The following is a 20,980-nucleotide window of genomic DNA, read 5'->3' as shown; positions in this document are numbered from 1 at the left end:
CATGCGCTTGTTCAAAGTGCTTGGCCTGCTGCTGGTGTTGGGTGCTGGTTTGCTGCTGGGGGTATGGCGCGGCTGGGTGCCGCTGGATGCCAAATGGAACCCCTGGGCGCCGCTGGATGTGCGTGCGACCCCCGGCCCGCTGACGCGCTTCAAGCTGGGGCGTTTGCAAAACGATCCACTGCTTTGTGATCAAGTGCTTAAAACTTCCGGGCTGCGGGTCAGCCATCAAGCCGATAGCCCTGCTGACGCGGCTTGCCCGCTGCGTAACACGCTACGGGTTCAGGGCGCTGATGTGGGCCTGAGCAGCAGTTTTCTGGCCAGTTGCCCGCTGGCGGTAGCGTTTGCCTTGTTCGAGCGTCACAGCTTGCAGCCGGCGGCCCAGGCCGTGTTTGGCCAGGCGGTGACGCGGGTCGATCATCTGGGCAGTTTCGCCTGTCGCAATATGTACAACCGCGCTGAAGGGCGTCTAAGCCAGCACGCGTCGGCCAATGCCCTGGATATCGCCGGGTTCCGCCTGGCGGATGGCCGTAGCGTAAATGTACTGAAGGATTGGCCGGGAGACGGCGCCAAGGCGCGCTTCCTGCGTCAGGTTCGCGACAGTGCCTGCAGTGATTTCAATGTGGTGTTGAGCCCGGACTACAACGCTGCCCATCGCAACCACTTCCATCTGGACATGGGGCCGTGGTGGGTCTGTCGCTGAAGGTCAGGCCGCCAGCCGCAGGTTGTGGAGAATCAGCGGGCGAGCCCAGCCGCAATCGAAGTCCAGGGCTTTTTGCTGTGCCACCTGTTCTTCAATCGGGAACGGCTCGGCGGGGGGCGGTAACAGCGCCAGTTCGAATTCGGCGATCGGCAGGAACAGCGGCTTGGGCTGCGGCGCCGGGCCCGGATCGGGCAACGGCTGACCGGCGTTCAGCACGATCGGTCGTACCCAGCCGCTTTCAAAATCCTGTTGGCGTTGCTGCGCGACGAGCTCTTCGTCCGGGAACGGTGTGGCAGCGGGTGGCAGCAAGTCCATTTCGAATTCGGCAATCGGCAGGAATAGCGGTTCAGGCGGCGCGATTTCCGTATCCTGCACATCGCAATGGCGCTGGGTCACGATCTGGCTCAGCAGGTCGCTGCCCGCACTGGGTTCTACCGAGGCATCCGCCGGTTGCGTATCTTCGGCCAATGCCGTGCCAGGCGCCTGGCCAAGCTGCTCGGCCAACGCCCGGGCGAAGAAGTCCTGCCACACGTGACTGACGCCGGCCAGCGCTTGGGTATTGCGCAGGCCGTAGTGGTTGTGGGTCGGCAGTACACCGGTGAATAACGAATGAATGTCTGACATTTCTCTCGGTCGACGCTCAGCTCTGGCAAAATGCCTGATACTTTTTTATCGGCCGTTATTGGCCGATCCTTAATATTTTTGAGCGTGGCGACAGATGAGTGAGCAACCCGCGGCCAGCCGCATCCGGGTCGAGGCCTTGGCCGATAGTTTCCAGGACCGTGCCCAGCAGTGGGCCGAGCAGCTTGGATTGCCTTTGCAACTGGCCGCAGCGGATTTTTCCCTGCAGGTGGGTGAGCACGGCTTACAGTTGCAGCAACTGGGGCCTGACGCGCCGGGGCCGGTTCGGGTGGATTTCGTCGAGGGTGGGGCGGCTCATCGCCGGCTCTACGGCGGTGGCAGTGGGCAGATGATCGCCAAGGCGGTGGGCGTGGCCCAAGGTGTGCGGCCACGGGTGCTGGATGCCACGGCCGGATTGGGCAAGGATGCATTCGTACTGGCCAGCCTCGGCTGCGAGATGAGCTTGATCGAGCGCCAGCCGTTGATTGGCGCCTTGCTGGAAGATGGCCTGGCGCGCGGGGCGGATGATTTTGAAGTGGCGCCGATTGTGGCGCGGATGACCTTGCTCAAGGGCAATTCCATCGAAGTGATGCGCGACTGGCAAGGCGAGCCGCCCCAGGTGATCTACCTCGACCCGATGTTTCCTCACCGTGAGAAAACCGCCCTGGTGAAGAAGGAAATGCGCTTGTTCCGACCGCTGGTGGGCGATGATCCGGATGCGCCGGCGCTGCTGGCAGCGGCGTTGGCCCTGGCCAGCCATCGGGTAGTAGTCAAGCGTCCACGCAAGGCGCCCTGTATTGAAGGGCCCAAGCCGAGCCATGCGCTGGATGGCAAATCCAGTCGCTATGACATTTATCCCAAGAAGGCGCTCAAGGTTTAAGGTTTAAGCTGCAAGCGGTTAGCTGCAAGCGATCCCTTCTTGCCGCTTGTAGCTAACCGCTTGCAACTGCGCAAGCCCCATACGCCCGCATAAACAGTTCCACCACTTCCTGTACATGCTCTTCGGCGGCGGCATCGCTCAGCCGTTCGCCGCAGCCGTACAGCAGGCAGAAGTTGGCCGTGCCCTTGAGCAGGCAAAAGAAATGCTCGGCCGCCTTGAACGGCTTATCGATGCGCAGTGCGCCATGCTGGTCGATCTTGCCCAGCAAGCGTTCCATGCCCTGCAACATGCGCATGGGGCCGGCTTCAAAAAAAATCTGCGACAGTTTCGAGTCCTGGTTGCCCGACGTCATCATCAGGCGGTGCAGGTTCACTGACTCGTCGCTGTTGATCAGTTGATGAAAGCCACGGGCGATGTTCAGCAGCACCGTCTCTACAGACACGCCTTCGGGTAGCTCGAAATACATCACCGGCAATTGTTCTTCGCACTTGGCCACTACAGCTGCGGTGAACAGGGTTTCCTTGTCAGTGAAGTGGCTATAGACGGTCAGTTTTGACACGCCGGCCTCCAGCGCCACGGCATCCATGCTGGTGCTTGCATAGCCATTGCTCAAAAACAGGATTTTTGCTGCATCGAGGATGGCATGGCGTTTTGCCATGTCCTTGGGACGCCCGGGACTATTGGTGTTTACAGGATTGTCGGACATTTTCACTTTAATACTGGACTGGTGAGTTTGGTATTAATAACATACCGGCCAGTATAATTATTCCTAGCACCATTAGCGAAAGGTCCTTCAGCATGCGCAGCACTTTCCTGCTTCTCGCGTTGCCAGCCAGCCTGCTTTTCCTGTTGGCTGCCTGCGGCCATGAAGAAGCGGCCCAAACCACGGTGCGCCCGGCCATGGTGGTGCAGCCAGAGCCTTCGGCTCAGGCGGTGGACAGTTATCCCGGTGAGGTGCGTGCCCGTTATGAGCCGGACCTGGCCTTTCGCATTGGTGGCAAAGTCAGTCGCCGAATGGTGGAGGAGGGCGAGCGGGTCAAGGCGAACCAGCCGCTGGCAGAACTCGATCCCCAGGATGTGCGCCTGCAATTGGAAGCAACCCGCGCCCAGGTTGCGGCGGCCGAGGCCAACCTGAGCCTGGTGCGGGCCGAGCGGGATCGCTACAAGACCCTGATGGATCGTCAGATGGTTAGCCGCTCCCAGTACGACAATTCCGAAAACCTGTACCGTTCAGGCTTGGCACGTCTCAAGCAGATCAAAGCTGAATTTGACGTAGCGAGTAACCAGGCCGGCTATGCCGTGTTGCGCGCGCCTCAGGACGGGGTCGTGGCCAGGCGCGCGGTGGAAGTCGGTCAAGTTGTATCTGCCGGGCAGACGGTTTTCACCTTGGCCACCGATGGTGAGCGCGAGGTGCTGATCAGCTTTCCGGAACAGGCGTTCGGTCGTTTCAAGATAGATCAGCCCGTGTCCGTTGAATTGTGGAGCCAACCGGGCCAACGCTTTGCGGGTCGTATTCGCGAACTGTCCCCGGCGGCAGATCCCAAGTCGCGCACCTTCGCTGCGCGTGTCGCGTTCACCGCAGGCAAAGTCCCGGCAGAACTGGGGCAGAGCGCTCGTGTATTCATACAAACCGACGGTGTCATTGCGCTGTCAGTACCGCTTTCTGCCCTCAGTGCAGAGAATGGGGCGTCCTACGTCTGGTTGGTAAAAACCGATAACACCCTCAAGCGCATGCCCGTACGAATCGGTGCTTTTGGCGAGAACGGCGTACCGGTATTGGAAGGCCTGAACCCCTCTGACTGGGTGGTCGCCGCAGGTGTCCACGTGCTTCATGAGGGCCAGCAGGTGCGCCCGGTGGATCGCTCCAATCGGGTAGTGAATCTGGCGGCCAACAAGGAGTAGTCCCCGATGGGTTTCAATCTTTCCGAATGGGCGTTGCGCAATCGCCAGATCGTCCTGTTCCTGATGCTGTTGCTGGCAGTCGTCGGTACGTTGTCCTACACCAAGCTGGGGCAAAGTGAAGATCCTCCTTTCACATTCAAGGCCATGGTGATCAAGACCAACTGGCCAGGCGCCACGGCCCAGGAAGTCTCGCGCCAGGTGACCGAGCGTATTGAAAAAAAACTGATGGAAACCGGCGAGTACGAGCGCATTGTGTCGTTCTCTCGCCCCGGTGAATCCCAGGTCACTTTCATGGCTCGCGATTCGATGCATTCTGCGCAGATTCCCGAGCTGTGGTACCAGGTACGCAAGAAAATCAGCGACATCCGCCAAACCTTGCCGCCGGATATCCAGGGCCCGTTTTTTAATGATGAGTTCGGCACCACCTTCGGCAACATCTACGCATTGACGGGCGAGGGGTTCGACTACGCCGTGCTCAAGGACTACGCCGACCGCATCCAGATCCAGCTGCAACGGGTGCCGGATGTAGGCAAGGTTGAGCTGCTGGGCTTGCAGGACGAGAAGATCTGGATCGAGCTGTCCAACCTCAAACTCGCCACCCTGGGCCTACCCCTGGCGGCGGTGCAACAGGCGTTGCAGGAACAGAACGCTGTTTCAACCGCAGGTTTTTTTGAAACCCCGAGCGAGCGCGTGCAACTGCGGGTATCGGGTAACTTCAAGACGGTCGAACAAATCCGCAATTTTCCGATTCGCGTGGCCGACCGCACTTTTCGCATCGGTGATGTAGCCGAGGTTCATCGCGGTTTCAACGATCCGCCGGCGCCGCGTATGCGCTACATGGGTGATGACGCGATCGGCCTGGCCGTGGCCATGCGCGATGGCGGTGACATCCTGGTATTGGGCAAGGCCCTGGAAGGCGAATTCGCCCGTTTGCAGAAGAACCTTCCGGCAGGCATGGAGTTGCGCAAGGTGTCTGACCAGCCGGCCGCGGTGAAAACCAGTGTCGGTGAGTTCGTCCAGGTGCTGGCCGAGGCGCTGGCGATTGTGCTGCTGGTGAGCTTTTTCTCCCTTGGCGTGCGCACGGGCATGGTGGTGGCGCTGGCGATTCCGCTGGTGCTGGCGATGACCTTTGCGTCCATGTATTACTTGGGTATCGGTCTGCACAAGATATCCCTGGGCGCATTGGTGCTGGCCCTGGGCTTGTTGGTGGACGACGCGATCATTGCCGTGGAAATGATGGCGATCAAAATGGAGCAGGGTTACGACCGGCTCAAGGCTGCAAGCTTTGCCTGGACCAGCACTGCGTTTCCAATGCTCACCGGTACGTTGATCACGGCGGCCGGCTTTTTGCCGATTGCCACCGCGCAATCGAGTACTGGCGAATACACGCGGTCGATCTTCCAGGTGGTAACCATTGCGCTGCTGGCTTCCTGGGTCGCTGCGGTGGTGTTTGTACCGTATCTGGGCGAAAAGCTGCTGCCAGACCTGGCGAAGATTCATGCGGCCAAACATGGCGCCGATGGCCCGGACCCTTACGGCACGCCGTTTTATCTGCGAGTCAGACGTTGGGTGGAGTGGTGCGTGCGCCGCCGCAAGACGGTGATCGTACTGACTCTGCTGCTGTTTATCGGTTCGGTGGCACTGTTCCGTTTTGTCCCGCAGCAATTCTTTCCGGCCTCCGGGCGGCTGGAACTGATGGTCGACCTGAAGCTGGCCGAAGGCGCGTCCCTGAGTAATTCCGCCGAGCAGGTCAAGCGATTGGAGGCGTTGCTCAAGGAGCATGCAGGTATCGACAACTACGTGGCCTACATCGGCACCGGTTCGCCGCGCTTCTACCTGCCGCTTGACCAGCAATTGCCCGCGGCCAGCTTTGCCCAGTTTGTGGTACTGGCCAAGACCATCGAGGAGCGGGAGAACCTGCGAACCTGGCTGATCGAGACCCTCAACGAGCAATTTCCGGCGCTGCGCTCACGGGTCACACGTCTGGAAAACGGTCCACCTGTGGGCTATCCGGTGCAGTTTCGGGTGACTGGCGAACACATCGAAGAGGTGCGGGCGCTGGCGCGTAAAGTTGCGGCCAAGGTGCGTGAAAACACGCATGTGGTCAACGTGCATCTGGACTGGGAAGAACCCAGCAAGGTCGTTTACCTCAATGTCGATCAGGACCGTGCGCGAGCCTTGGGCGTGAGCACCGCCAATCTGTCGAAATTCCTCCAGAGTTCCCTGACCGGTTCCAGCGTCAGCCAATACCGGGAGGACAACGAGTTGATCGAAATCCTCCTGCGCGGCACCGTGCACGAGCGCACTGAACTGTCGCTGCTGCCGAGCCTGGCGGTGCCGACGGATAATGGAAAAAGTATTGCGTTGTCGCAGATTGCGACCCTCGAATACGGCTTTGAGGAAGGCATCATCTGGCACCGTAATCGCCTGCCGACGGTGACCGTGCGTGCTGATATCTACGGCAAGGAACAACCGGCGACCCTGGTTCAGCAGATCCTGCCGACACTGGAAGGTGTACGCGCCGAACTGCCGGATGGCTACTTGCTGGATGTAGGCGGTACCGTGGAGGACTCAGCCCGCGGGCAGGATTCGGTCAAGGCCGGCGTACCGCTGTTTATAGTAGTGGTGCTGACGTTGTTGATGCTGCAACTGCGCAGCTTCTCGCGCACGATCATGGTGTTCCTGACAGCGCCATTGGGCTTGATCGGCGTGACCCTGTTCCTGTTGATATTCCGTCAGCCTTTCGGCTTTGTCGCGATGCTGGGGACCATCGCGCTGTCGGGGATGATCATGCGTAACTCGGTGATTTTGGTGGACCAGATCGAGCAGGATATCAAGGCTGGGCTTGCACCCTGGGAGGCAATTATCGAAGCGACGGTGCGGCGCTTCCGGCCTATCGTACTGACCGCGTTAGCAGCGGTGTTGGCGATGATCCCGTTGTCGCGCAGTGTGTTCTTTGGGCCGATGGCCGTGGCGATCATGGGCGGGTTGATTGTGGCGACGGCGTTGACGCTGCTGTTTTTGCCGGCGTTGTATGCCGCGTGGTTCCGCGTCAGGAAGGACAGTGCCAGATAGGCCTGGCCACAATTGCTGCGGCCCGTTCCTGCACCCCAGCAACACCTTGCGCTTGCGCCTCGGGTGTCGTTGGGGGTTACGCAGGTTGGCAGATGACACCTCTGAGCAAGTCACGGGCGTCATCTGCGGGGATTACAACGCGCCGAATACCTTCTTCGCCAGGCTGGTCGCGGCAGCCGCTGGGTTCTGGCGAATGGTTGCTTCTTGCTTGGCAATCATCTCGAACAGGCCATCGAGCGCTTTCTCGGTGACGTAGTTCTCGACGTTGGCGCTCTTGGCATCCAATGCGCCGAAGGCAGCGGCCTTGCCAGCAAGGGTATTGTATTGCTGGGCCACGCCTACCTTGTCTGTGGCGGCCTTGACGATCGGCAGGAACTTGGCGCGGATCTCTTCACGGCTGCTTTTGTTCAGGTATTGGGTCGCCGAGTCCTGGCCGCCGCCGAGGATATCCTTGGCGTCGGTCACGCTCATGTTTTTCACCGCGTTGACCAAAATCGGCTGAGCCTGGGTCACTGCGGTCTCGGCGGCCTTGTTCATGCTGGTTTCCAGCTGAGTCACCTGATCACCCATGCCGAACATTTTCAGCTTGTCGGCAACTTTGCCCAGCTTGCCCGGCAAGCCGATTTTTACATCCGGGTTATTGCTGAAACCACCTGGAGCCCCCAGTTGCTTGACGGCGATCTGTGCGCCCTGGGTCAATGCGTCCTTGAGGCCGCCAGTGGCGTCACCCTGGGACAGATCGCCGAGGGACAGGGCCATGGCGTTGGCACCGAGCAGCAGGCCGGCGCACAGGGCGGTGAGGCGAAGAGAGTTACGGAGCATGGGCGCTTCCTTTTGGATTACGGGATCAGTGGGCTACGGCATCAACGCGCAGGCGAAGCGGTTGTGGGTCCTGGCCGTTCAACTGCACCGAATGGCGCTCGGTGGTAATGAACATTAGCTTGCCATCCAGTTCGATGCGAGCGCTGACCGAGTAGGTGTGGCCTGGCTTGACCTGGGCCGGGTCGTAGCTGAGGTGAAACGGCAGCGGCACCTGGCCTTTGACTGGACCTTTCTGCTCGGCTAGGGTCACGGCTGGGGCGTCCATCAGCGACACGTCCTGCAGGCTGACACTCAAGGTGGCGCTCGGCGGTAGTGCGATACGTTGCAGGTAGAACACTTCGCCATCAAGGCTGGCTTTTGGTGTGGGTTGCATGGAATGGCAGGCTCCCAGCAGGGCAGTCAGGCCCAGGAGAATGATTTTTTTCATGGTGCAGCTCCTTGTCAGTGGCGCCGGAAACACCCCGGTGCCTCAGTAAATCTAGCGGGTTTCCTCAGATGGGGCCGGTTGCTCGACCGCACCATCAACCCGGTGCAGGGCCACCTGGCGAATCGACAGGCGGATATCGGCCGGCAGTACGCGCTTGGCGGCGCCTTCGGCGAGTTCGCCGAGCAGGTCGTGATAACTCAATTTGCCGGCCTCGTCGCGACGCAGCACATCTTGCTCCAGCAGAGTCTGGATAAAATGTCGGAAAAGGCTCTTGTCGAAAAACTCCGGGGCGTTGAGGCCATGCAGGATCGACAGGCGCTGGGCCATGATCGTGCACAGGTCTTCCAGTTCTTCGGCGCTGATACTGTTCTGACCGCTGTTGAGCAACAGCGAAATCGCCATGTAGAAGCGTTGCAAGGTCTGGGCGATGCTCTTGGACAGTAGCGTCAACAGCACAAAATGCCGTGAGCTCGGCGCCGGGCGCAGGAACACGTCCTTTTCGAAGCGCAGCAAGCCTTGTTCGACGAAGGCCTCCAGCCATTGGTCGATGACCGTGTCCAGCTCCTCCAGCGACCAGCGGATGAACAGCTCCGATTGCAGATAGGGGTAGAGCGCGTGGGTGTAGCGCAGGATCAGCTCGCGGCTCATGCGCGAGCTGCTTTGGAAGAAGCTGGCCAGCAGCGCCGGCAGGGCGAAGATATGCAGCACGTTGTTGCGGTAGTAGGTCATCAGGACAGCGTTCTGCTCGTCCAGGTACAGAATCTTGCCCAAGGCGTCGTTCTGCTCCGACAGCAGGTCCATGTCCTTGACGTGCTTGATCAGTGCCATGCCATCCCCCTCGGGCAGGGTGGTATGGGGCGAGTAGGGCACGCGACGCAAAAGCGTCAGGTACAGATCCAGCTGGCGCGCCATGGCTTGTTCATCCAGGGCCAGGCGCGTGGTGGACAACAGCGCCAGGGCCACCAGGTTGACCGGGTTGACGGCCGCCGCCTCGTTCAAGTGGCGCGCCACCTTTTCACCGAGGCGGTTGGTGGTTTCATTGAGCCAGGCCGGTTTGTAGTTCGGCGCCAATGCCTGGGTACGCCAGGTCGGTTGTTCCTGATCCAGAAACTCCGCCAGCTTGATCGGTTCACCGAAGTTGACTGCGACTTGGCCAAATCGCTGTTTCAAGGCACCAATGACCTTGAAGATATCGAAGATCGACTCCTTCTTCTTGCTCGCGCCACGCAGCTCGCCGAGGTAGGTACGGCCTTCGAGCACACGTTCATAACCGATGTACACCGGCACGAACACGATAGGCATGCGCGAGGAACGCAAGAAGCTGCGCAGGGTGATCGCCAGCATCCCGGTTTTCGGTTGCAGCATGCGCCCGGTGCGCGAGCGCCCGCCCTCGACGAAGTATTCCACCGGGAAGCCCTTGGTGAACAGGGTATGCAGGTATTCGTTGAACACTGAGGTGTACAGCGGGTTGCCCTTGAACGTACGGCGCATGAAAAACGCCCCGCCACGGCGTAGCAGGCTGCCGATCAGCGGCATGTTCAGGTTGATCCCGGCGGCAATATGCGGCGGCGTCAGGCCGTTCTTGAACAACAGATAGGACAGCAGCAGGTAGTCGATATGGCTGCGATGACAAGGTACATAAATCACCTCGTAACCCTGGGCAACCTGCTGCACGCCTTCGATGTTATTGACCTTGATCCCATCGTAGATCTTGTTCCAGAACCAGCTCAGTACCACTTCGAGGAAGCGGATCGCGGTGTAGGTGTAGTCCGACGCAATCTCGTTGCCATAGCGCAGGGCCAGGGCCTTGGCTTTTTCCGGGGTGATCTTTTCCCGTTCGGCCTCGTCGAGGATCGCCTGGCGTACCAGCGGCATATTGACCAGACCCTTCACCATGTTGCGCCGGTGGGACAGGTCGGGGCCGATCACTGCGGTTTTCAGGTTGCGAAAGTGTACCCGCAGGATGCGTTGGGCCATTCGCACGGTGCGTTCGTGGCCTTTATTGTGCTCGATCAATTCGCGCAGGTTGATTGGCGCGGAGAATTGCACTCGGGTCTTGCGCCCCAGGATCAGGATGCCCAGCAGCCGGCGCAGGCGCCCGGTGACGGCCCAGCTATCGGCGAACAGCAGCTTCCACGGGCTTGACTCGCTGGCAGGCGACTGGCCCCAGAACACGCTGACCGGAATGATTTGTGCATTGTCTTCGGCGTGTTCGGTCAAGGTGTTGACCAGCCGCGTCAGGGTCGGCGGTGCGCCGCGCTTGTCCTGGCGGCCGAGCCAGTCCGGGTCCGGCGTGAGGTAGAAGAACGCGGCGGGCGCAAGCAGCGGGCCGACCGATACCGGCAGAACCGGGCGCGGCAACCCGGCTTTGGTGCACTCGGTATCGACCACAGCCAATTCAGTCAGCGAGGGCGATTGCAGCACGTAAAACACCGGCCGGCTGCGGTCCAGATTCAGGGTAAGGGACGGCTGGTTGATCGTTTCCGAGCGAACCCAGAGGTACAACAGTCGGCGCAAGGTGCCAAATACCAGGCGGCGGAACGGGGAGCGGGTCATAGGCGTGCTGCTTGAGATGGAAAAAAACCGAGCGGACGCTCGGGTGGATAGTGTGCCGTATTCATCGAAAATCGGCAAAAAAGCAGCGAAGTAAACTTGAGTTGAAGGATTTTGAGCCTGTCATATACTCGGCAGTTCAATTGCACTGACTCAACAATAAAATGCAAGTGGGAGCAAACAAATGACAACGCGCGAAACCGGTAATGTGAAGTGGTTCAACGATGCCAAGGGTTACGGCTTCATTCAACGTGAGGACGGCAAGGATGTGTTTGTACACTACCGTGCCATTCGCGGTGAAGGCCATCGTTCCCTGGTCGAGGGCCAGCAGGTCGAGTACGCCGTGGTGACCGGCGAAAAAGGCTTGCAGGCCGAGGATGTAGTGGGCCTGTAGACATATCAATGTGAGAGCGGGCTTGCTCGCGATGCAGGCACCTCGGTGTACAGTCACACCAAGTTGATGCTATCGCGAGCAAGTCGCACCGCCGCTCCCACAGGTCAGGCGGTTTTCCAGGTGATCTGCTCTTCACCGTCTTCGCTGATACGAATCCAGGTGTCGGCGCTTTCTTCACCTTCTGCCTCGACCCAGCTCCCCGGCGCGCAACGTACTTCGACGTTCAGCGCAGCAAAGGCGGCGCGGGCGCAGGCGATGTCGTCATCCCACGGGGTCTGGTCGCTTTCCAGGTACAGGCTGTTCCACTTGCCCACAGCCTTGGGCAGCCAGGTGACAGGCACATTGCCAGCCTTGCATTTGTAGGTCTGGCCCCTCTGCACCCAGTCGGTGCAAGTCCCCAGGGCGGCGCCCAGCCAGGCGGCGATGGCCTTGTAGTCGACGTCGGCGTCTTTGAGGTATATCTCGATATCAGGTTGGCGCATGGATATTCCGGTGGAGCCCTGGGGCCCGAAAAGAGGTTATTGAAGCACGAAATAATCGTAGCGCATCGACACCGTGACCAGCAGCGGCCCGGCTTGTTCGATGACCTGGGCCCGGCGCTCGGCGCTGGCGCGCCAGCCGTGGGGCGTCATCGCCAGCAGATTGGCGCGGTCCTTTGGATCGGCCAGGCTGAGGGTGAACTCCAGGGTTTCGCTGTGTTGCAGGCTCATGCCTTGCGGCACCAGGGCCAGGTGCTTGTCGTCAGTGTATTCACGCACTTCGTCGTACAGGCGTTCGCGCAATTCCATCAGATGACCGCTGGTCGGTCCGACCTTCATCAAGCCCCCGCCGGGGCTGAGCAGGCGCTTGGCTTCTTGCCAATCCAACGGGCTGAACACGCTGGCCAGAAACTGGCAGCTCCCATCGGCCAGGGGGACGCGGGCCATGCTGGCGATCAACCAAGTCAGTGTCGGGTTGCGCTTGCAGGCGCGCTTGACTGCTTCCTTGGAGATATCCAGGGCATAACCATCGGCGCGCAGCAGGGCGTCGGCGATTTGTGCGGTGTAATAACCTTCGCCGCAGCCGATATCGAGCCAGCGCTGAGGTTTGCGTTCTGCGGCCAGCTCGGCCAGGCGCCTGGCCACGGGGGCATAATGCCCGGCGTTGAGAAAGTCACGACGCGCTTCAACCATGGCCAGGTTATCGCCTGGATCGCGGCTGTTCTTGTGCTGCACCGGCAACAGGTTCAGGTAACCCTGGCGCGCCCGGTCGAAACGGTGCCCGGCCGGGCAGGCCACGCCATTGTCCACCGCGTTCAACGGGGCACTGCAAATGGGGCAGGCGAGCATCAGGCGAGCAACTTGATCAGGGTCTGGTAATAGATTTCGGTCAGCACATCGAGGTCACTGGCGAGAATGCGCTCGTTGACCTGATGGATGGTCGCGTTGACCGGCCCCAATTCCACGACCTGTGTGCCGAGGGTCGCGATGAAGCGCCCATCGGAAGTGCCGCCGCTGGTGGATGCCTGGGTGTCGCGCCCGGTGATGGCCTTGATGCTGGCCGATACCGCATCCAGCAACGCCCCCGGTTCGGTGAGGAACGGCAGGCCTGACAGTGCCCACTCCACATGCCAGTCCAGGCCATGCTTGTCGAGAATCTCCGCGACCCGCTGTTGCAGGCCTTCGACAGTAGATTCGGTGGAGAAGCGGAAGTTGAAAACCGCCGTCAGGTCACCAGGGATCACGTTGGTGGCGCCGGTGCCGGAATTGAGGTTGGAGATCTGGAAACTGGTGGGCGGGAAGAAGGTGTTGCCGTCGTCCCAATGTTCGGCGGCCAGTTCGGCCAGGGCCGGGGCGGCCAGGTGAATCGGGTTCTTCGCCAGGTGCGGATACGCCACATGGCCTTGCACCCCACGCACGGTGAGGGTGGCGCCGAGGGAGCCACGGCGACCGTTTTTCACCACATCGCCTACCAGGCTGGTACTCGACGGCTCACCGACGATGCACCAGTCCAGGCGCTCCTTGCGTGCCGCCAGGCGTTGGATCACCGCTTTGGTGCCATGGTGTGCCGGGCCTTCTTCGTCGCTGGTGATCAGGAAGGCCACCGAGCCCCTGTGATCCGGGTAGTCCTTCACGAAGCGTTCCGAGGCCACCAGCATCGCGGCCAGGCTGCCTTTCATGTCTGCCGCGCCACGGCCGCAAAGCATGCCGTGTTCGTCGATCAACGCGTCGAACGGATCGTTCTGCCAGGCCTGTACCGGGCCGGTCGGCACCACATCGGTGTGGCCGGCGAAACACAGTACCGGGCCTTCATGATTGCCATGGGTGGCCCAGAAGTTGTCCACCTCTTCGATGCGCATCGGCTCAAGCTTGAAACCGGCGTCGCCCAGGCGCTGCATCATCAGCTTCTGGCAATCGGCATCGATCGGGGTCACCGATGGGCGACGGATCAGGTCGATGGCCAGTTGGAGGGTCGGCGAAAGGTCGGCATGGGCCGTCATGGGAAAACTCCGGAAGCGTGTTATGGGCGCAAGACGAATGTGAAAATCGGCGCAGATCCAATGTGGGAGCGGGCTTTGGCCCGCTCTGCAAAAGGGCCGTTATCTTATAGCAAAACGGCGACCAGAGGCCGCCGTTTAGTGCATCGCACAAGTTTTTAAGCTGAAGGTGCGGGCTCAGGCGTTGCTGGCGGCTTGGGCAGCGACGACAGGAAAGCCATGATCAATGCGGCCACATACGGCAGCGATTGCACCAGCAACATCACCACCCAGAACCGCATGTCATTGCTCGGCAGGCCTTGCACCAGGTAAATCCCCAGCGCAGCGCCCCACAACAGCAGCATGATGAACATTTCTTCCCGGGCTTCGGCAATGGCCACCCAGAAACCGTGGTTATCGGCATTTTTCGGGGTGCGGAAGAACGGAATGCTGGTGGTGAAGAAGCCGTACAGCACGGCCTTGGCGATGGTATGGGACAACGCCAGGCCAGCCAGCGCCGCGCAGAATGCATCCTTGAGGTTCACGCCAACGGCGCGCCGGTAGAGGAAGATGATCTTGCCAACCTTGAAGAAGAACAGCGCCAGCGGCGGGATGGCGAAGATCAGCAGCGGTGGGTCGACCCGCGTCGGCACGATAATCATCGCCGCCGACCACAACAAGGCGCCCACGGTGAAGAAAATATTCATACCGTCCGCTACCCACGGCAGCCAGCCCGCCAGGAAGTGGTAACGCTGGCCACGGGTCAGCTCAGTGCCCTTGCCGCGCAGCAGGCTGGCGGTATGGCGCTTGATGATCTGAATCGCCCCGTAGGCCCAGCGGAAACGCTGTTTCTTGAAGTCGATAAAGGTATCGGGCATCAGCCCCTTGCCGTAGCTGTCGTGGTAATACGCGGCCGAAAGGCCCTTTTCGAAGACCCGCAAGCCCAGCTCCGCATCTTCGCAGATGCACCAGTCGGCCCAGCCCAATTCTTCCAGGACCGAGCGACGGGTCATGGTCATGGTGCCGTGCTGGATAATTGCATCGCGATCGTTGCGGGTGACCATGCCGATATGGAAGAAACCTTTGTATTCGGCATAGCAAAGCTTCTTGAAGGTGCTTTCGTTCTGGTCGCGATAATCCTGCGGCGACTGCACCACGGCGATTTTCGGGTCGGCGAAGTGCGGCACCATGTGCTTGAGCCAGTTCTTTGATACGCAGTAGTCGGAGTCGATCACCGCAATGACTTCGGCATCCTTGGCGGTGTGCGGCAGCAAGTAGTTCAGCGCACCGCCCTTGAAACCGGCCAGAGGCGCGACGTGGAAGAACTTGAAGCGCTCGCCCAGGGTGGCGCAGTAATCCCGCACGGGCTCCCAGACGGCCGGGTCCTTGGTGTTGTTGTCGATGATCAGGACTTCGTAGTCCGGATAGTCGAGGGCGGCCAGGGCGTCGAGGGTCTGTTTGACCATCTCGGGCGGCTCGTTGTAGCACGGCACATGGATGGAGACTTTCGGGCGGTAGTTCGAATCCCCTTCAACCGGCAGGAATTCACGCCGACGCTTGTGGGTCCAGACCGCTTCCGCCAGTTCATGGGCTTCGGTCAACAACACGATAAAGACGCCCAGGGCGCCGAGTGCCAACAAGAAACCCACGGTCAGGCTGAACCAGGTGCTGTATTGCTGGCTGTAGTCGTAGCCGATCCACACCAGTACCGAACCGCAGAGAAACGCGATAAAGGTCAGGAACGTCCGGCCACGCTGGCGCAAGGCTGAACCGTCGATCATCAGCAGCGTCAGTGACAACAGCGCCAGCACCACCGAGCCGATGGCCAGCACCCGCCATTGCGGAATGGCCACTACTGGGCCTTCAAAGTTGAATTTCTGCTGGCGTGCGGCGTTGAACACGCCCCAATAGGCGCCTACCGAGCCCTCGTCACTGGCTTTCCATGGCTGGTCGAAGGCTTCGATCACGAAGTAGTTGTAACCTTCCCGGTTCAGCTCGTTGACCAGTGTGCGCAGGTAAATTGCCTGGTCGGCCGGGGATGCGTCCGAGCCGCCGCGCATCCGCCCGTTGCTCGGCCAGCCGACTTCCGACAGCAACAGCGGTTTTTTCGGGAAGGTTTTCTTCAGATCCACGGCACGGTCGAGGACGAACTGGCCAGCCTGGGCCATCGGAATATGTTCCCAATACGGCAGGACGTGCGCAGCGATCAGGTCGACGTGCTTGCCCAATTGCGGGTTGTGCTCCCAGATATGCCACTGCTCGGAGGTGGTCACCGGCACCTTGACGGCCGCACGCACCCGATCGAGCAAGACAATCAGCGCCTCGGGAGTGATTTCTTCACGGAACAGGGCTTCGTTCCCCACCACCACGCGTACCACACTGCGCGAGTTATTGGCGATATCGATGGCGCGCAGTATCTCGCGTTCGTTGCGCTCAAGGTCCGGGCTGATCCAGATCCCCAGCGTGACCCGCAGGCCGAACTCTTCCGCCAGCTTGGGGATGTTGCCCAGTGGACCGTCGACCGAGTAGGTACGGATGCTGTCGGTCAACTTACTCATGATTTCCAGGTCCTGACGCATTTGCTCGTCGGTCGGGTACTGGTCTTTCTGTGGGTACTGGCCTTGCTGGAAGGGCGAGTAGGAGAAGCCGGAGATTTGTTGTGGCCAGTTGGGAGTAGTGACCGGGCGGTTGATAAGCGCCCAGAAGCCAGTGAACAGCGCGGCAATTGCCAGCACCACCACCAGGTTGAGTCCAAATTTACGCGAAGACATAGCTATTTCGGGTTCCAATGGGTGCGGAACGAAAAGAGGTATCGGCCTGCGCCGAACGGCGCGCATCCTACACTGGCCTTTCACTGACCGTACAGCAAGCCAGGAAAAACCGGGCATTGGGCAGCGAATATCCACCTAAGTTCTTTACTTGTAGCTGGAAGCTTCGAACTTGTCGTCGTGTAGCCCTATAATGCGCGCCGGTTTTTGGGGTAATGGTCATGAGTACAGAAGATCCGCGGTTTGCTGGCGTCGCCCGTTTGTATGGCATTGAGGGCCTGGCGCGACTGAAAGCGGCGCATGTGGCTATCGTCGGCGTCGGCGGTGTCGGCTCGTGGGCGGCGGAAGCCATTGCCCGATGTGGGGTGGGCGAGATTTCGCTGTTTGATCTGGATGACGTCTGCGTCAGTAACAGCAATCGCCAGTTGCATGCGCTGGACAGTACCGTGGGCAAACCGAAGGTTGAGGTAATGGCCGAGCGTCTGCGCGGGATCAATCCGGATTGCCACGTGCACGCGGTGGCAGATTTCGTCACCCGCGAAACCATGGCCGAGTACATCACCCCCAACATCGATTGCGTGATCGACTGCATCGACAGCGTCAACGCCAAGGCGGCGCTGATTGCCTGGTGCAAACGACGCAAGATCCAGATCATCACCACGGGCGGTGCGGGCGGGCAGATTGATCCGACATTGATTCAGGTGTGTGACCTGAACCGTACCTTCAATGATCCGCTGGCCTCGAAAGTGCGCTCCACTTTACGTCGCGACTATGGGTTTTCCCGCACCGTGACCCGGCACTACAGCGTGCCTTGCGTATTTTCCACCGAACAACTGCGTTATCCCAAGCCCGATGGCAGCATCTGCTTGCAGAAGAGTTTTGTCGGTGACGGTGTGAAACTGGACTGCGCCGGTGGGTTTGGCGCGGTGATGATGGTGACTGCGACCTTCGGCATGGTGGCGGCGACCAAGGCGGTAGATAAAATCGTGGCCGGAGTGCGCAGGCCTTCGGAGCGGGTCAAGCCTGCTTGAATCTCACTGCCTCCCACATTTAGTTTTGTATCTGGCTCAATGCCCGCATGCGCTGCAGGACCGCATTCAAGCCATTGCTGCGCGATGGCGATAACTGACGCGACAGGCCCAGTTGCGCAAACCAATCCGGCAAATCAACAGCCTGCAACTCTGCCGCCGACAATCCATTGACCCGCGCCAGCAGCAACGCCACCAGCCCGCGAATCAAGCGTGCCTCGCTGCTGGCGGCAAATTGCCAATGTCCGTCTTGCAGTTGCCCCGTCAACCACACCAGGCTTTCACAGCCTTGCACCAGATTGGCCTCGACCTTGTCTGCATCGGGCAGCGCAGGCAATCGCTCACCCCACTGCATCAATAGGCGGGCACGCTGCTCCCAACTGCCTATGGCCTGAAAAGTCTCCAAAGCCGTCACTGCATCAGCCGGCAAGCTCATCGCAGCATATCCAGTGCCTGATCCAGCGCTTCAAAAAACCGCTCCAGATCATCCGAATCGTTGTACAGCGCCAGGGAAACCCGGATCGCGCCCGAGAGCTGCAGGCTTTTAAGCAAGGGCATCGCACAGTGATGCCCGGCGCGCACAGCGATGCCCTGCTCGGTCAGCAGGTGGGCAAGGTCGGCGTTATGCACACCGTCCACCACGAAGCTGGCCAGGGCTACTTGTGGCGAGCCCAGCAGGCGTACGCCATTGCGCGCCTTCAGCCCGCGCAACAGGTAATCATGCAGGGCCGCTTCATGGGCGATCATCGCCTGCTGGTTCAGCGAACTCAGGTAATCGAGGCTGGCACCCAAGCCAATCACACTGGCAATAGGCGGGGTGCCGGCCTCGAAACCCAATGGCGCGGTGCGAAAGCTGGCGCTGTGGTAATCGGTCTGTTGCACCATCTCGCCGCCGAACTGCCAGTGGCGCAGGTGATGCAAGGCGTCGGTGCGGCCATACAGCACGCCGACGCCGTCGGGACCGTATAGCTTGTGGCTGGAAAAAACATAAAAGTCGCAGCCCAGGGCCTGCACATCATGGCGGCCGTGAACGATGCCCTGTGCGCCATCGATTACCGTCAGGGCCGCGTGGACCTTGGCCATCGCCAGCAAGGGCGACAGCGGTTGCCAGACGCCGAGCACGTTGGACAGTTGGCTGACGGCCAGCAGTCGGGTGCGCGGGCCGATCAGTTGGGCGGCGGCCTCAAGGTCGATGAAACCGTCGTGATCCAGCGGCAGCACCACCAGTTCCAGTGAGCGGCGTTTGGCCAGTTGCTGCCAGGGCAGCAGGTTGGCGTGGTGTTCGAGGGCACTGATGACAATCTCGTCGCCCGGGTTGAATAGATGCTCAAGGCCGTAGGCCAAGAGGTTCAGCGCTGAGGTCGCGCCGTGGGTGAAGATGATGTGCCCGCTGTCACCCACCTCAAGCCATTGCGCCACTTTGCTGCGACTGTCCTCGAAGGCCTGTGTCGCATGGGCCCCCGGCAAATGTTGGGCACGGTGCACGTTGGCGGCGCCATTGGTGTAGTAATGACTGATGGCATCCAGCAGGGCTTGAGGTTTTTGCGTGGTAGCGGCGTTGTCCAGATAGGTCTGGTCCTGCCGTTGCAGAGTGGCAATGGCCGGGAAATCGGCGCGCCAGGGAGAGGGCACAAGCATGGTGATCAAGACTCGTATAAGCGAGCCGGCCTCTTGAAGGCGCGGCCCGCTAGGGGCATCGAGTCGCTGCTTAGTTGTGAGCGTGCAGCGCTGCGTTCAGTTCGATGGCCGATTTGTGGGTTTTGCACTCCACTGCACCGGTCTCGGAGTTACGGCGGAACAGCAGGTCGGGTTGACCTGCCAGTTCACGGGCCTTGACCACCTTGACCAGTTGGTTCTGCTCATCGAGTAGGGCCACTTTGGTCCCGGCAGTCACGTACAGGCCCGATTCCACAGTGTTGCGATCGCCCAACGGGATACCGATACCGGCGTTGGCACCGATCAGGCAGCCTTCACCCACCTTGATCACAATGTTGCCGCCGCCCGACAGGGTGCCCATGGTCGAGCAACCGCCGCCCAGGTCCGAACCCTTGCCGACGAATACCCCGGCCGATACACGGCCTTCGATCATGCCCGGGCCTTCGGTGCCGGCGTTGAAGTTGACGAAACCTTCGTGCATCACCGTGGTGCCTTCGCCCACGTAGGCGCCCAGGCGCAGGCGTGCGGCATCAGCGATACGTACGCCGCTCGGCACTACGTAGTCAGTCATCTTCGGGAACTTGTCCACCGAGAACACTTCCAGCAGGTCACCACGCAGGCGCGCTTCCAGTTGGCGTTCGGCCAGTTCGTTGATGTCGATCGCGCCCTGGCTGGTCCATGCCACGTTTGGCAGCTGCGGGAACACACCAGCCAGGTTCAGGCCGTGGGGCTTGGCCAGGCGGTGGGACAGCAGGTGCAGCTTGAGGTAGGCCTCGGGGGTGGAAGTCAGCGCGGCATCTTCTGCCAGCAGTGTGGCGACCAGCGGGGTGTGGCTTTCAGCCAGGCGGCTGAGCAGGGCAGCCTGGGTGGCATCGACGCCTTTGAGTGCGTCAGCCAGTTGCAGTGCCTGGGTGACGGTAAACGTAATCGCCTGGTTGCCTTCGCTGTAGCCGAGGATCGGTGCGATGGCGGCAACGATTTCAGGCGACGGGTTGAGTAGGGGTTGCGCGTAAAACACTTCCAGCCAAGCACCTTGGCGGTTCTGAGTGCCGACGCCGAAGCCCAGGCTGAACAGGGAATTGGACATGCTGTTACCTCTAAAAAATGAAATGGGCTGGCCTACTTGAGGGCCGCCGAATAACTATCTGGCTTGAAGCCAATCAGGGTTCTGTCACCGAGATCGAGCACCGGGCGCTTGATCATCGAGGGTTGTGCGAGCATCAATTCAATGGCTTTCGACTGATCGAGATCGGCTTTGCGTTCGTCTTCGAGTTTGCGAAAGGTGGTGCCCGCACGGTTCAAAACCACCTGCCAACCGTGCTCGTTGCACCATTGGGTCAAGTGTTCGCGGTCGATACCGGTCGTTTTGTAATCATGAAACTCATAATCGACGTCATGCTCCTGGAGCCAGGTGCGCGCCTTTTTCATGGTGTCGCAAGCTTTGATGCCGAAAAGGTGCAACGGTTTGCTTGAAACGGTCAAGGAATTGCCCCCCTTTGGGCGGGTGGAAAGCGCTTCTGGAAACGAAAGACCACGGATTATGCCACGACCGGAAGGATTCGGTGCCGCTCGTCACTCCTTTGGTCCTGACGCGTGCGACTTATGTGCAAAAGCCAGCTCGCAGCATAGGCGGCTAATATGGCACTTCAACGGCCAATTGTTGCCTGATGTGTGTCGTTGCAAGTCGATCGTCCGGGAA

The 20,980-nt window shown here is 60.3% G+C and carries 19 protein-coding genes; 6 read left to right on the top strand and 13 right to left on the bottom strand.

Going from position 1 to position 20,980, the window contains the following annotated elements; all coding sequences use genetic code 11:
• Window position 1: 1 nt before the first annotated feature.
• The gene (locus tag OQ460_RS18765) at window positions 2–700 is read left to right on the top strand and encodes an extensin family protein (protein ID WP_410018874.1); all 699 of its coding nucleotides are present in this window, start codon (window positions 2–4) and stop codon (window positions 698–700) included.
• Between the two features lie 3 nt (window positions 701–703).
• Here OQ460_RS18765 and OQ460_RS18760 read toward each other — a convergent pair whose 3' ends face one another.
• Window positions 704–1,324 (bottom strand): energy transducer TonB, encoded by a 621-nt coding sequence (locus OQ460_RS18760; protein WP_410018873.1) that lies wholly within the window; start codon window positions 1,322–1,324, stop codon window positions 704–706.
• 94 nt (window positions 1,325–1,418) lie between these two features.
• Here OQ460_RS18760 and OQ460_RS18755 point away from each other — a divergent pair, with 94 nt between their 5' ends.
• Window positions 1,419–2,201 (top strand): class I SAM-dependent methyltransferase, encoded by a 783-nt coding sequence (locus tag OQ460_RS18755; RefSeq protein ID WP_410018872.1) that lies wholly within the window; start codon window positions 1,419–1,421, stop codon window positions 2,199–2,201.
• 52 nt (window positions 2,202–2,253) lie between these two features.
• Here the strand turns inward: OQ460_RS18755 and OQ460_RS18750 are convergent, their stop codons facing one another.
• Complete coding sequence (locus OQ460_RS18750) at window positions 2,254–2,907, bottom strand: TetR/AcrR family transcriptional regulator (protein ID WP_410018871.1); 654 nt, start codon at window positions 2,905–2,907, stop codon at window positions 2,254–2,256.
• Window positions 2,908–2,999: 92 nt separating this feature from the next.
• Here OQ460_RS18750 and OQ460_RS18745 point away from each other — a divergent pair, with 92 nt between their 5' ends.
• Both OQ460_RS18745 and OQ460_RS18740 read left to right on the top strand, forming a co-directional pair.
• Window positions 3,000–4,103: an efflux RND transporter periplasmic adaptor subunit gene (locus OQ460_RS18745; RefSeq protein WP_410018870.1), complete on the top strand. Its 1,104-nt coding sequence runs from the start codon at window positions 3,000–3,002 to the stop codon at window positions 4,101–4,103.
• Window positions 4,104–4,109: 6 nt separating this feature from the next.
• Window positions 4,110–7,178, top strand: a complete 3,069-nt coding sequence (locus OQ460_RS18740; protein WP_410018869.1) for an efflux RND transporter permease subunit — start codon at window positions 4,110–4,112, stop codon at window positions 7,176–7,178.
• A gap of 132 nt (window positions 7,179–7,310) precedes the next feature.
• On the opposite strand, the gene OQ460_RS18735 is transcribed toward OQ460_RS18740, so the two are convergent.
• From OQ460_RS18735 to plsB, 3 genes are read right to left on the bottom strand one after another with little or no spacing between them, the layout of a single operon-like run.
• A complete protein-coding gene (locus OQ460_RS18735; protein WP_410018868.1) occupies window positions 7,311–8,000 on the bottom strand; it encodes a DUF4197 domain-containing protein in 690 nt (229 codons plus the stop codon).
• A gap of 25 nt (window positions 8,001–8,025) precedes the next feature.
• Window positions 8,026–8,427: a YbaY family lipoprotein gene (locus OQ460_RS18730; protein WP_410018867.1), complete on the bottom strand. Its 402-nt coding sequence runs from the start codon at window positions 8,425–8,427 to the stop codon at window positions 8,026–8,028.
• Between the two features lie 51 nt (window positions 8,428–8,478).
• Window positions 8,479–10,983: a glycerol-3-phosphate 1-O-acyltransferase PlsB gene (plsB, locus tag OQ460_RS18725; protein WP_410018866.1), complete on the bottom strand. Its 2,505-nt coding sequence runs from the start codon at window positions 10,981–10,983 to the stop codon at window positions 8,479–8,481.
• 181 nt (window positions 10,984–11,164) lie between these two features.
• On the opposite strand from plsB, the gene OQ460_RS18720 reads away from it, so the two are divergent.
• Window positions 11,165–11,374, top strand: a complete 210-nt coding sequence (locus OQ460_RS18720) for a cold-shock protein (RefSeq protein ID WP_410018865.1) — start codon at window positions 11,165–11,167, stop codon at window positions 11,372–11,374.
• Window positions 11,375–11,478: 104 nt separating this feature from the next.
• Here the strand turns inward: OQ460_RS18720 and OQ460_RS18715 are convergent, their stop codons facing one another.
• From OQ460_RS18715 to OQ460_RS18700, 4 genes are all read right to left on the bottom strand, one after another.
• On the bottom strand, window positions 11,479–11,856 hold the full coding sequence (locus OQ460_RS18715; RefSeq protein WP_410018864.1) for a hypothetical protein: 378 nt from the start codon (window positions 11,854–11,856) through the stop codon (window positions 11,479–11,481).
• A 36-nt stretch (window positions 11,857–11,892) separates the two neighbouring features.
• Complete coding sequence (locus OQ460_RS18710) at window positions 11,893–12,702, bottom strand: putative RNA methyltransferase (protein ID WP_410018863.1); 810 nt, start codon at window positions 12,700–12,702, stop codon at window positions 11,893–11,895.
• Window positions 12,702–13,853 (bottom strand): succinyl-diaminopimelate desuccinylase, encoded by a 1,152-nt coding sequence (dapE, locus tag OQ460_RS18705; protein ID WP_410018862.1) that lies wholly within the window; start codon window positions 13,851–13,853, stop codon window positions 12,702–12,704. Before dapE ends, OQ460_RS18710 begins: the two co-directional genes overlap by 1 nt.
• A gap of 155 nt (window positions 13,854–14,008) precedes the next feature.
• Window positions 14,009–16,600, bottom strand: coding sequence for a glycosyltransferase (locus tag OQ460_RS18700; RefSeq protein WP_410018861.1), 2,592 nt, complete (start codon window positions 16,598–16,600; stop codon window positions 14,009–14,011).
• Between the two features lie 212 nt (window positions 16,601–16,812).
• Between OQ460_RS18700 and tcdA the strand changes: the two genes are divergently transcribed.
• On the top strand, window positions 16,813–17,628 hold the full coding sequence (tcdA, locus tag OQ460_RS18695; protein WP_410018860.1) for a tRNA cyclic N6-threonylcarbamoyladenosine(37) synthase TcdA: 816 nt from the start codon (window positions 16,813–16,815) through the stop codon (window positions 17,626–17,628).
• A gap of 19 nt (window positions 17,629–17,647) precedes the next feature.
• On the opposite strand, the gene OQ460_RS18690 is transcribed toward tcdA, so the two are convergent.
• From OQ460_RS18690 to OQ460_RS18675, 4 genes are all read right to left on the bottom strand, one after another.
• Window positions 17,648–18,061, bottom strand: coding sequence for a SufE family protein (locus OQ460_RS18690; protein WP_410018859.1), 414 nt, complete (start codon window positions 18,059–18,061; stop codon window positions 17,648–17,650).
• Complete coding sequence (locus OQ460_RS18685) at window positions 18,058–19,263, bottom strand: aminotransferase class V-fold PLP-dependent enzyme (protein ID WP_410018858.1); 1,206 nt, start codon at window positions 19,261–19,263, stop codon at window positions 18,058–18,060. The genes OQ460_RS18690 and OQ460_RS18685 overlap by 4 nt, the downstream gene beginning before the upstream one ends.
• Before the next feature lie 70 nt (window positions 19,264–19,333).
• On the bottom strand, window positions 19,334–20,368 hold the full coding sequence (gene dapD, locus OQ460_RS18680) for a 2,3,4,5-tetrahydropyridine-2,6-dicarboxylate N-succinyltransferase (RefSeq protein ID WP_410018857.1): 1,035 nt from the start codon (window positions 20,366–20,368) through the stop codon (window positions 19,334–19,336).
• 32 nt (window positions 20,369–20,400) lie between these two features.
• Complete coding sequence (locus tag OQ460_RS18675) at window positions 20,401–20,709, bottom strand: arsenate reductase (RefSeq protein ID WP_410022050.1); 309 nt, start codon at window positions 20,707–20,709, stop codon at window positions 20,401–20,403.
• Between the last annotated feature and the right edge of the window lie 271 nt (window positions 20,710–20,980).

The organism is Pseudomonas imrae (assembly GCF_046352735.2).
Lineage (GTDB): Bacteria > Pseudomonadota > Gammaproteobacteria > Pseudomonadales > Pseudomonadaceae > Aquipseudomonas > Aquipseudomonas imrae.
The sequence above is the reverse complement of the archived record's forward strand: the minus strand, read 5'-3'. Positions and strand labels throughout refer to the sequence as shown.